This window comes from Tamlana sp. 2_MG-2023, assembly GCF_030548465.1.
In the GTDB taxonomy this organism is placed as follows: domain Bacteria; phylum Bacteroidota; class Bacteroidia; order Flavobacteriales; family Flavobacteriaceae; genus Pseudotamlana.
On sequence record NZ_JAUOSF010000007.1, the window covers coordinates 200,870 to 213,632 of the forward strand.

The 12,763-nt window shown below is 36.5% G+C and carries 9 protein-coding genes and 1 tRNA gene; 3 read left to right on the forward strand and 7 right to left on the reverse strand.

Annotated features, from left to right (window positions below; all coding sequences use genetic code 11):
- Nucleotides 1–45 precede the first annotated feature (45 nt).
- The 5 genes from Q4566_RS13165 to Q4566_RS13185 all read right to left on the reverse strand — a co-directional run bounded on the left by Q4566_RS13165 (nt 46) and on the right by Q4566_RS13185 (nt 6,092).
- Nucleotides 46–1,065, reverse strand: coding sequence for a cytochrome-c peroxidase (locus Q4566_RS13165; RefSeq protein ID WP_303421941.1), 1,020 nt, complete (start codon nt 1,063–1,065; stop codon nt 46–48).
- A gap of 266 nt (nt 1,066–1,331) precedes the next feature.
- A complete protein-coding gene (locus tag Q4566_RS13170) occupies nt 1,332–2,204 on the reverse strand; it encodes an MbnP family protein (protein WP_303421943.1) in 873 nt (290 codons plus the stop codon).
- 32 nt (nt 2,205–2,236) lie between these two features.
- On the reverse strand, nt 2,237–4,225 hold the full coding sequence (locus Q4566_RS13175) for a TonB-dependent siderophore receptor (protein ID WP_303421945.1): 1,989 nt from the start codon (nt 4,223–4,225) through the stop codon (nt 2,237–2,239).
- A complete protein-coding gene (locus tag Q4566_RS13180; protein ID WP_303421947.1) occupies nt 4,226–5,149 on the reverse strand; it encodes a hypothetical protein in 924 nt (307 codons plus the stop codon).
- A gap of 577 nt (nt 5,150–5,726) precedes the next feature.
- On the reverse strand, nt 5,727–6,092 hold the full coding sequence (locus Q4566_RS13185) for a hypothetical protein (RefSeq protein ID WP_303421949.1): 366 nt from the start codon (nt 6,090–6,092) through the stop codon (nt 5,727–5,729).
- 257 nt (nt 6,093–6,349) lie between these two features.
- On the opposite strand from Q4566_RS13185, the gene Q4566_RS17055 reads away from it, so the two are divergent.
- From Q4566_RS17055 to Q4566_RS13195, 3 genes are all read left to right on the forward strand, one after another.
- Nucleotides 6,350–6,565: a T9SS type A sorting domain-containing protein gene (locus Q4566_RS17055; RefSeq protein WP_368506596.1), complete on the forward strand. Its 216-nt coding sequence runs from the start codon at nt 6,350–6,352 to the stop codon at nt 6,563–6,565.
- Between the two features lie 276 nt (nt 6,566–6,841).
- Nucleotides 6,842–9,196: a family 16 glycosylhydrolase gene (locus Q4566_RS13190; protein WP_303421950.1), complete on the forward strand. Its 2,355-nt coding sequence runs from the start codon at nt 6,842–6,844 to the stop codon at nt 9,194–9,196.
- Nucleotides 9,197–9,421: 225 nt separating this feature from the next.
- On the forward strand, nt 9,422–11,029 hold the full coding sequence (locus tag Q4566_RS13195) for a family 16 glycosylhydrolase (RefSeq protein ID WP_303421952.1): 1,608 nt from the start codon (nt 9,422–9,424) through the stop codon (nt 11,027–11,029).
- 365 nt (nt 11,030–11,394) lie between these two features.
- Here Q4566_RS13195 and Q4566_RS13200 read toward each other — a convergent pair.
- A tRNA-Ala gene (locus Q4566_RS13200) sits at nt 11,395–11,471 on the reverse strand.
- A gap of 61 nt (nt 11,472–11,532) precedes the next feature.
- Nucleotides 11,533–12,708: a PepSY-associated TM helix domain-containing protein gene (locus Q4566_RS13205; protein ID WP_368506630.1), complete on the reverse strand. Its 1,176-nt coding sequence runs from the start codon at nt 12,706–12,708 to the stop codon at nt 11,533–11,535.
- Nucleotides 12,709–12,763 lie beyond the last annotated feature (55 nt).

A 12,763-nucleotide genomic window follows, 5' to 3' on the forward strand; every position in this document is an offset into this window, starting at 1 on the left:
GACTGCGCTCGATTTGACATGCTACTAAAGATTCAAATTTAGAAATCATTTTCCGATAAATTCGGAATCACTTAAGGTATGCATAAAGGCCATCAACTGATCTTTTTCAGTTTCAGAAAGCGGAATACGGTTGTTATTCTCTTTTAAAATAGGATCTAGGTTATCGGCTTCTAAAACACCATTATCAAAATAATCAAGAACAGCTCTTAAGGTTTCAAACTGTCCGAAACTACCGTAAGGTTCGGTGTGTGCAATATTGCGTAATGAAGGCACTCGAAAACGCATAAAATCTTCTACGGCACCTGTCACACGGCTTCTACCCGCCTCTTCATGGTCTGAGTTTAAAGGAAACCCAATGTTTCTAAAACTCTGATCGGTAAATAACTCGGTACTGTGACAGCTCACACATTTATCCTGAAAAACTTGATAGCCCAAAGCTTCAGTTTCCGTAAAGGTCTCCCCTGCTTCTCGAATTACTTTATCGTACTTGCTATTAGCAGAAATTAAGGTGTATTCAAATTGTGCAATACTGTTGTAAATACCATCGGCGGTAATACCTTCGCCATTAAATGCTTTGTTGAATAATTCAATATATTCAGGGTCTTCTTCAAGCTTCCCTATCACTTCTAAAATGGAAGAATCCATTTCAAAATGTGTGATTATGGGTACCAGTGGCTGGTTTTCTAACACACGAATGTTACCATCCCAATTAAACACCTTCATAAAGGCCATATTTTGCACAGGCGGTGTATTTCGGAGTCCGATGCGACCTTCAATACCAATCCCTTTAGCATTACGATCCGCAAAAGCATGTTCTTGAATGTGACAACTCGCGCAGGAAACACTATTATCGGCACTGAGCCTAGTATCCTGAAACAACTTCTCTCCCAATGCCACACCATATTTAGTGGGTTTGTTGGTGTAAACCGAATTATTAAACTCCGGAAAACCAAAAGGCACCTCTAGCTCTAGCTCCGGATTTTCATATGAAATAAGAACCGTATCCTCACGGCTACAAGCGGCAAGCAAAGCAAAAACAAAAAGGCTTCTGATTAAATTCTTCATTGGAAATAAAAGCTTTAGGGTTTAAAATTAAGGTTAGTAGTTAGTTGGTATTTTGTTGAATGTTAAAGCGCCAGCGGGATTAGTAACAGCATTAACTCGATGTTCGAATTTTTGCTTTGCAGACCTTTCAGGTTTCAAAAACCTGAAGGGTCTTATCACATCAATGATTGCGCCATCGAGAACGCTTCGGAATCAAAAACCCAATCACAACTGCATTTGATTTGACATCCCACTATAAATTCGACTAACTACTAACCTCAATAATTTTAGTTTTCTACTTCTGAAACAGAGAACATCCCTGTGATATCAGAAGAACCGTTTCCACCGATATTATCTACATATTGAGACATAGAAACCGAAGTGTGCGCGCTAGGCGTAGCATTGGAATCATCTAGTAAAATTTTGTTTGTTTTTCCGCTTAATAAATGATCAAAATCAGCTTCAATAACAATTTTAGGACTGTGTTCACCAACTTTAGCCATTGCAGGTAAATCTAAAGTAATTTCTCTGTAGGCATCAAATCCTGGCACGTTAATGTTTTCGTCATCTTCAGAAGCTTTAACCGTACTTCCTGAGTGAAAAGACAGTGCTTTATTATCGGTATCATAAAATCCTTCAATTTTTGTAAAACGGTAGCCTGTCCCCCATTCCCAGTGCATTTGAGTATCGTTTGCTCCTGCTTCGGCGTAAAATCCTGGATTGCTTACCTCATCTAAAGTGTTTAAATCTGAACGCACCCCTAATCCGAAAATAATTTGAGCATAATCATCCGTTGGAATATCGTTTAAAACATATTCTAAAGTTTCTTCTTTAGATTGGTCAATTACGGTAGCCCCTTCATCTAAATCGTTCACGTTATACGGAATTTCAGTACCATCTTCTTTAACTAAAATGATATTGCTTATCACATATTTTAATTCTGAAAAATGGTGTACTTGACCTTCTACGGAAGTATTAATCGTAGCATCTGAACTAGTCGCATCACCAAGTACGATAGTTTTACCATTAAAGGTGTTATTGAACTCTAAGGTTACATCGTTAGCCACAGGCACATCGTCATCACTACATGATACAAAGGCTAAAGCGATAGCAGGTAATAAAAGGAATTTTTTCATGTTTTCTAAGGTTTGTGTTTTCATTGTTTTTTGTATTTAATGGTTTGTATTAATTGTTATAAATTTATTTTTAAAGACGTAAAAATATTACGTCCCATTCTTGGGATATTCCCCCAGTCGGCATAGGTGCTGTAATAGGTGTTGAAAACATTTTCGGCACCTATTTGAACGACTGTTTTGTAATTATTGATGTAAAAACTATAATCTGCTGAAACATTTAAATTGGTGTAAGACGGTGTTTCGTCTTCACCGTATTCCGGACTGTAATTCACTTGCATGGCATCACCGTTTAATTCGGCTTGAAGCCTGAAATCACCAAGTTTATAATGCAAGGCGGTTTGATAGCTCAACGGACGAATAAACGGCAAATTGTTCTGATTATCATCAAGGCCACGGGCATAGGTAAGCGTCCCATTCCAATGCAAATTGTGCAGCAGGTGGTAATCAGCTTGCAAAGAAAAATTAAACAATGTGGCAAAATCTAAAGAGGTATAGCCCTTCACGCCCACCGATTGATAATTCATTGGACTTCCGGCACTCAAAATTCTACCAATAATGTAATTCTGAATGTAGAAATAGTTCACTTTTGCCTTCACGTGACCTTTACTATGCGTAAAACCGGCACTGGCATTCACTTCATAAGAAATTTCATTTTCTAAATCGGGGTCACCAATATAATCGTAGCGGTCAAAACTGTTATAGATATAATAGCCATAACCTTCAGAAACCGACGGTGCACGATGTCCATAACCTGCACCCATAGCAATATCAAATTTCCCAGGATACCACTGGTAGCTCCCATACAAACTCGGTAGAAACCTGGTTTTTTCTTGTGAAGCGCCTGGATGAAAAATTCTATTGAATTCAACATACTTAGAGTAGTTGTAATTCACACCCAAGGTGCCACCAAAATTCAAAACACTACTATCAGAAACATCTAAAGCATTGCTCATTGAAAGTCCGACGTAACGTGTGGTCACCCACGGCCAACTGTAAGCGAACATGGTTTGTTCATTGCGGTCTTGCGGATACATGCGCATTTCAGCAATAGATAAATTATCATAAGCATTAAGCTGAATTTCGGCCGAATAATTAGCACTTTTTAGGTTTACTTTTGAAACCAATCCGTAAGTGGTACTCCAGCCCGGCATGTCCATATGCACTAAATTTTCAGGGCGCGTGGTATCATCCATGTAGTGTTCCACGGCATTATAATAGACTTTAGAATCCCAAACCTTTAGGAGTTTGTTTTCAAAAAACTGCTTATAAGAAGCCGAGGTAATTAGGGCTCTTGAAAGCGACAAATCCATTGGAAGTGCTGGGTAGCCCACATCTTGTGCCTTATCAAAAATAGCATCGACACGCAAAGACGACAAGTCACTGGTTTTATAGGCAAGACCCAAAGAGGTATTAAACTTAGTGAATTGCGAATGGTCAACTTCATCGTTGTTGCCATCATAATAATCATCAGCTTTTCGATGTGATATACTGGCATCAACCACCAATTTATCATTTGAATACGAGGCATTGGCCAAATTAAAAAACTGCTTATTGTTAAACTCAAAACCGGTTTGATAGGCGCCATCCCATGTTTTTGCACGCCCGAAAGCAGAACTTTTTCGCTTCAAATCGATACTTCCGGCTACCGTAGCCCCTTGTAAACTTCCTTCTTGCCCCGATTTGATATCAATATCAGACAAATTATTGCTTTCAACATAAGACGTCACAGGGTCCATTTTATCGGTACAAGCACCAAAAATATGCATGCCATCAATAGTTATTATAGAGCGCTCAGAACTCATATTATTCAGCAAAGGTTCCCAAGCATAGGCGCCACGTTTAATGAAACTGATGTTTTCCGAAGAAGCCAAAAATTCATCAACCGATACCGCCATTTTCATATCGGTTTCAATTTTAGCCTTTTTAGCCGCAACGATTAAAACTTCGTCTAAGACCACATCTAAGCTATCGCTTTCTACAGGCCTGTCCTGGGCATGAGCCCAAGTTCCTAAAACCAATAATATGATAAGTGTAAATAATCGCATTTAGAATAAGATATCGATATAAAGTTCACTTTTTACCCCTTCAATACCTGGTGTAAAATCTGTTGGAACTTCAGTCCCTTTTATGGTTTTTCCATTAGCGTCCTGAAAAATGAAATTCAGCGTCCAATTGCCTGTCATGGTATAATTCACCACCCCGTGATAGCGTTCGTCATTTTGCTGCGTCAAATCTTCATTATTAGGTGAAGAATGATTCCCCATAGAAGGTTCAGGCATTCTTGGGTCTAGCAGCAAAGTATGGTCATTCACGACGGCATAAGTAAACTGCGACGGGTCAGGAAAATCACCAGCAGCTTGCGTGGGTTCAATGTATTTATAAATACCCGCTACCAAATCATTTTCAGCCACATCGGGACGTTGGGGAGCTACTAAAGCAATAAAATACTGCACATTATCATTTCCTGTAAAGGCTGTCATGTTTAGGTTTTTATTCACTTGTTCTTCAACCGAAACACTTTCAACTAAAGCATTCGAATTATTACTAATTGTAAAATCGATATACAAATCCCAACTTGAAGTTGTGCTACTTTCATCGGTAAAAACAGAGTAGCCTAGATAATAATCGTTAGTCGCATCATAACTCAAGGTGTATTCATGCGGACAAGAAGACTTATTACCATTGGCATCTGTTAAGATGGGTAAAAAAGTGACGTCTGCATTTTTTACCTGCTCATCAGTCTGAGCATTCACTATATTAATGTGAATTTCATTATAACCTTTGTACAGCGTACCGTTTAAAGCCTCAATAGTCAAATTGTAATCACCACTTTTTATGGTAGTTACTTCTTCAAACTCGAAGTATTCGGTGGTATCGGTAGCGATTTCAGCTTCGTAGTCTGTTTTCTCAACAGTACAAGCAGTTACCATCGCACTGATAGCAAGCAGCAAATAGATTGCATATTTCATGATTTAAAAACTGTTTTTCTTGTTTTACACACATAACAAGCGCCTTATTATATGTTCATCACCTCATAAGGTGGCCTTAGAGTTTGCTTCTTTTTAGTTTTGAAATCTTAGTATATGCTATCCAAAAAACCTTCAACTGTTTAAAAATTGTTTCGTTCGTCATTCTGAATATATTTTCAGAATCCTATCATATGGCGTACCAATTGTGATTGGAACCTGAAACAAGTTCAGGTTGACGCAAGTTTATCTTTTAAAACAGTTTATAGTTACTGAATAACACCTAAAAAAGAGTTTCAAACTAAGGAAAATAACTTGTGGTTTTTAGAAGTAAGCGTAGTAAGACAGCCGTAAAAATATAAATAGACGAACCGCTATCGATATAAATCAACAGTGCTTTATTCTAAAAAAAGGGTGTTATACCAAATTAACCATATAATGTCGCATATAATTTGTTTCTTTTTCGCCCATATTTCAATATAAAATAAAACCGTAGCTAAGGCTATGCTTGAATTTTATATTTCATCTGAACAAAAAATAATTCAAATTAAAAATACGACATGATACAGTTAAATTGGTATTAAACTTGAGGTGGGTGAAAAACAGAATCTAGATTTAAATAAGAATATTCTAGATTATAATCTGTAGATATAGTGTTTTTATTGAAGAATACAAATGGTGTGATCAGTTGAGTAACTATGTCTTGATAAAAAACAACCATGGTTTCAAAAGCCATTTGTTTTTCATCATTTCCATTATCTGGTGCTTCGGAAGCTTTAGCCATTTCTTTAGCTAGGTGACACTTTCCGTTACACTGCATTTCAACTATTTCTTTGTTTTCACAAAGTTCATTTTTTATGTAATCGTAGAAAACAGCGTATTCCACCAATGGAAGCACTGGCTTAAAAAGCAGAAATAAGGCAAAAAAAAGTGTTGCTGTTTTCACGCCGCGAATTTCAAGCTTTTTTTTAAAACTTCCTAATTATTAAGTGTTAATGGTTGGTGTTACAATTACGACACTCACTAAAGCAGACGCTTAATAGGTTTAAAACTAAAAACCCTTAAGATTGTAAAACAAGCTTAAGGGTTTAATTGAATATGTAAAAAAGTTTTTTAATCTATACTATTTCTGAAATCCGTTTTGTAAAGCTTCTCGAATACCATCAAGGTTTTCAGAAAACGACATCATTTGCGAAAGCAATTGTGCCATTTCATTTTTATCTCCGAATTATACATAATAGTAACGGACAATTAATACAAGAATCCTTATTAAACCAAAGAACGAAAATGGATATTTCGCAATTAAGTGCTAGAATCTATTTATATCGCATTGAAAATGATCAAGAAAATAGCACTGGAAAATTCATTAAAAAGCAGAAATTAGTTTTCAGTCGCAGTTATTATGTAATAGGGAATTAAAATAAATCCCAAGTTACCGAATACACAGTTAAACAAACAAATTTCAGTTGATATTGGCATTCCATAATTTATAAGATTTTATTATGCTTGAATATAATCATTCAACACCAAATTTGTAAGCCATTAAAAACGAAGCTCATACACTTCAAATCAAAAAAGTCAAAATAGATACTTAATTAGTTCAACAAAGGTAATTACGGACTATAAACAGGTAAATACGAGACATTTATAGTAAAAATATGAAGTATTTTTACTACATAACTAATTTTTAACAAAATGAAACATTTAAACACCTTTAAAAAAGTGGGTAAAATTGTTTGCGTTTCTGCTATTCTGACCACCACCGGAATGCTTCACGCACAAAAACCTACAAAAACTGAAAACCCCAACGACCAATGGCAGATTAAATGGAATGCCTCCGACGAGTTTAATAGTGCTTCTCCCGATTGGAGTAAATGGCAAAAAACTTCTGGACTTCCCAACACTACGGCATGGAAATGGGACAATCAACGAAATGTAGAAAACAACAACGGCATTACCTCCCTAACCATGCGACAAAATGCTAATAATGCTTCTGATGGAAACACTTACTTTAAATCGGGAATCTTAAAATCGTATGCCACTTTTACTTATGGTTATTTTGAAGCAAAAATAAAAGGTGCCGATATTGGCGAAGGCGTGTGCCCTTCGTTTTGGCTTTACAGTAATTTTGATCGTAGCGTTTCTAATGGACAAACCATATATAGTGAAATCGACATCGTAGAATTACAACAATTTGACTGGTACGAAGGCCACCAAGACGATATACGCGATATGGACTTAAACCTACACGCTGTAGTTAAACAAAACGGACAAGATGTATGGCGTAGACCAAAAGCCTATCCAGACGCGCAATTAAATAAATGGCGCGCCCCTTGGGATCCTACAAAAGACTTCCATATTTATGGCTGTGAGGTAAACGAACAAGAAATTATTTGGTATGTAGATGGCGTAGAAGTGGGCAGAAAACCAAACACCTACTGGCACCGCCCAATGAACGTGACTTTATCACTCGGCCTTAGAAAACCTTTTGTAGAATTCTACAACAACCGAAATAACGCAGTAAACCCAGAGACCAATGCAGCTGCTAGAGCAAAACTAAACGGAATGCCAACCACTATGTATGTGGATTACGTTCGTGTTTGGGAAAAATCAGGAACTTCAACTACGCCACCAAATACTGGCATGGGAAAATTAGAAAATGAAGGATTTGAAACGGGAAACCTAAACAAGTGGGACGCTAGCGCTGGAGCTTCTGCAGTCGTTAGCAACAACCAAAAATCCGGTCAACATGCTGGTTCGATTAACAACTCTAGTATTGCACAATTGGTTACCTTAAAAGCAAACACAACCTATACAATTTCTGCTTTTGGAAAAGTAACTTCTGGAAATACCGCTTTTATGGGTATCAATAAGCATGCTACCAATGCTGTTGTAAAAAACCACGAATTCTCAAGCACTTCCTATTCTAAAGGAGAATTTACCATTACTACTGGAAACCAAGAAGAAATTTATAGAATTTGGTTCTGGTCTTCTGCCACGGCTTATTGCGACGATTTTACGCTTACTGAGGGTGGTAGTAACAACAATGATGATGATGATAATAACAACACTACAATAAAGGTTACAGGAGTTACCTTAAGCAACAGTAATCTTAACTTAAACGTTGGGGATACAAAAACTTTGAATGCTACTATTTTGCCTCAAAATGCTTCCAATAAAAATGTGACATGGTCGGCTGGAAACACCGCTATTATTTCCATCAATCAAAACGGACAAATTCAAGCCCTAAAAGACGGCACTACTACCGTTTTAGTGAAAACAGCTGATGGTAACTTTTCTGCAAATTGCAGCATCACGGTTAACTCCAATAACGATAATGAAAACGGAAGTGGAACATCAGGACTTCCACAAGCAGGACAAACCATATCTCTACAATCAAATGCTGGATTATACTTGACGGTAAACAAATCGTCGGGCACAGCTATACAAGCCACAAAAAATGCTGTAAATGCATTAGAAAAATTTGTGGTCGTTAAGGAAGACGGTTTCTACGGATTACAATCGGTTTCAACTAGCAAATACGTAACAACAGCAAGTGACAATAGTTTGCGCTGTGGTGCATCTGATATTTTTAATCGACAAAAATTTACCATAGAATCCAATGGCTCCGATGGGGTGTTCATTAAATCGAAAATCAACAACAATTACTGGGTGCTAAACGGGAACAAATCTATTTCAGCTACGGCTAGTAACAAAAGTCAAGCCTCTGTGTTTTACTGGAATCTAAGCAGCGCCACTAATAAGTCAAACGACCTAAGCAAGGCTATTTCAGATAAAAATATAGAATTTCAAAACGAAGTAAACATCTACCCAAATCCATTTACAAACGGTAATCTAACTATCGATTTTGGAGCTTCTTTTTCCGGAAAATTTACACTTTATGATTTAAATGGCAGAATTATCTTAACTGAAAATATAGATACTCAAAATGTCTTAACCATTAACAAATCAAACCTTAACCAAGGTTTATACTTAATCAAAATTAGCAATAAAGACACATCAATAACTAAAAAATTGATTGTAAAATAATGTAATACTTTAATTTACATTTACTACCACTAATGCATAGGCCTTCAATATATGGAGGCCTATCTATTTATAAGTAATTCAATCCCAGGCTTCTGCTCAATTTTAAGTTTTCAAATTCAAGAAATAATTAAAAAGGGTAATTCCAAACCATAAGTAGTTAATTTCATACTACTAAACGCAAGGCTTAGTTTTTAATTTTACCATTCAACAAATATTACTTAACCCATGATGAAACTTAACTCTTTTAAAATTTTTGGTAATTTATTATGTACTACAGCCCTAATATGTAGCGCTACAATACATGCCCAAAAACCTACAACAACCGAAAACCCGAACGATCAATGGAACATTAAATGGAATGTTTCTGATGAATTTAACAGCGCCACTCCCGACTGGTCTAAATGGCGAAAAACAGAAGCCCTTCCAAACACTACTGCTTGGAAATGGAACAACCAACAAAATGTTGAAAATGATAACGGCATTACTGCATTGACCATGCGACAAAACCCAAATAACGCCGACGATGGTGGTACCTACTTTAAATCAGGTATTTTAAAATCGTATGCCACTTTTACTTATGGTTATTTTGAAGCAAAGATAAAAGGTGCCGATATAGGTGAAGGGGTTTGTCCTGCTTTTTGGCTGTACAGCGATTTTGATCGTACAGTTAGCAATGGTGAAACTGTGTATAGTGAAATTGATATTGTAGAACTACAACAATTTGATTGGTATGAAGGCCACCAAGACGACATTCAAGATATAGATCTTAACCTACATGCCGTGGTAAAAGAAAACGGGCAAGATGTATGGCGAAGACCTAAAGCTTTTCCAGATGCGCAATTAAACAAATGGCGTGCCTCATGGGACCCAACAGCCGATTTCCACATATATGGTTGTGAAGTTAATAAAAATGAAATCATCTGGTATGTAGATGGTGTAGAAGTAGCTAGAAAACAAAACTTATATTGGCACAGGCCAATGAACGTGACTTTATCTCTAGGTTTAAGAAAACCTTTTGTTAAATTTTACGACAACCGAAACAATGCGGTAAACCCAGAGGTAGATCCAGATGCTCAAGCGAAATTGGGCGGTATGCCAACTACTATGTATGTGGATTACGTTCGTGTTTGGGAAAAAGACGAAACAGCAACACCGCCTTCAACTAGTGTAGGGCTAATTAAAAATAGTGGTTTTGAAATGGGCGATTTAACCAACTGGGATGCCAGTGCAGGTGCTTCAAATGTAGTAAGCAATAACCAAAATTCAGAACAACATGCTGGTTCGGTAAACAATTCTAGTATTGCACAATTAGTTGCCTTAAAAGCCAATACGACATATACGGTTTCGGCCTATGGCAAAGTTGCAGCAACAGGAGCTTCCGCTTTTTTAGGCGTGAGCAAACATGACGGTAATGTGCTAGTAGAAAACTTTGAATTTACAACCACTAGCTATTCTAAAGGGGAAATCACCTTTACTACTGGCAGCCAAGACGAAACTTATCGATTCTGGTATTGGTCTCAAAACACAGGATACTGTGACGATTTTTCATTGACTGAAGAAGCGCTTTCGAATACAGATTTAGAATTTAAAAATGCCGTAAGTATTTATCCAAACCCATATACTAATGGAGAACTAACTTTTGATTTTGGCAGTGTATTTTCAGGTGTCATAGAAATAAGTGATATTAATGGAAGAACTATTTTAAATCAGAAGATAACGGCTTTAAACACTTTTTCCTTAAATCAGACCCAGTTACCTATAAACAGTGGGTTATACCTTATTAAAATTAGTAATAATGAAAAAGCAGCAACTAAAAAGCTACTTATAAAATAATTGAGAAACAGGCAGGCTTTGGTATTTCACTAAACATACTAAAGTATTGTCGCACTACTTATACTAAGTGTTTTTCAATTTGCTACTATTATTTATAAGCGCAAAAGCCTCCCTAATTGGGGGCTTTTGGTTTTTAGTAAATTCATAAAGATAATTTTAATAAATATTTACCCTTATTTGAATAACGCATGTAAGCCTTACTTAATTAAAAATTATTCTTAAAAATTAAAACCACAGGAGGTTCCACTCTTGAAAAGATAGGTAAAGAAAAACTATATCTTAATCATCGGTTAATGACCGTATTGGGGGAATTTTACATGAGAAAACCAAAAAAGCTCCCAATTTCTTGGAAGCCTTATAAACATTGGTGGAGAATACCGGAGTCGAACCGGTGACCTCTTGACTGCCAGTCAAACGCTCTAGCCAGCTGAGCTAATCCCCCATTGATTTTTATTGTAAAATCTACTTGGTAAATGTATAAATTAATTATGTATAATTTATAACTATTTTTTCTTTTTATACTTGCGTCCGTACCAAATTAAAAAGCCCGTAATCGGTAAACTTGCTATTAATAAACTTGCCAAAAAGGCTAGTATTTTGGTTGCTAAGCCGCCAATAGCACCTACGTGTAAATCGTAATTGAGCGCTTGTATTTTTTCACCGTTGTTTTTATCAGAAAAAGTAAAAGTATCTAGTAGTTCGGCCGTAGTTCTGTCAAAATACAATTCGGTACGCTTATAGTTTTGTTCGCCTTTTTTATAAACACGAACAATGTACGGAATACTAGGTTTAGGGTGTTTACGTATTAACAGAAACTCATACTCAGGATAATCTTTTATGACCGAATTTAATATCACATCAAATGGTTGTTCTGGGTTTGTTTTTTGTACGGGTTTAGAAAGTGCCGCGTACGGGATTGTTTTTCCGCCGTTAGCTACCCATTTCACAGAACTATTAAAACTTTTTGAGGCCCACATTAAACCAGTTAAGGCTAGAATTAGAGCAATAGAAAGCATGTAGAAACCAAAAATGCGGTGTAAATCGTAGTTTTTACGTCGCCATTTCGAGCTTTTCTTCCAGCGAAAGCTAAAGCTTTGTTTACGCTGTGATTTTTTGGGCCACCATAAAATTAAGCCAGAAATGAGCATAAAAACAAAAGTCCATGTGGCTCCTGCGATAATATAATGACTTACGTCATTGTAACCCATGAAGAAATTCATATGTATAGCTAAAGCGATATTAAAAAACTCCCATTTGGTGTTTTCTATAAAAATTATTTTTCCGCTGTAGGGATTTAAGGAAACGGTTTTATAAAACTTCATGTAATTATGATAACCAAAAACCGTATTATCAACCTCTGTAAAGCTAACGCTTACGGCATGATTGGGGTCATCTGGAATAATTACATTTTGAAAGCTGTAAGTGTTGTTAAAAGCGCCTTCAGCAGTTTCTATTAGCTGAGATATGGGTGCTCTAGTAGGGTTTTCAGGAATTGAAACGTGATGCCTGTCTTTATAGACAACATCTTTTATTTCATATGAAAACACATAAATACAACCTGTAATAGCCACAACAAACACAATCAAGCCAGAGGCCATGCCTAGCCAAAGGTGTAGTTTGTGGAGTATATTTTTTAGTCGTGCTTTCATAGAAAAAACAAACCCCAACCCAAATAACATCGTTGGGTTGGGGCTCGCAAATATTCAAAATTTAACTGGATTATATAGCTATATA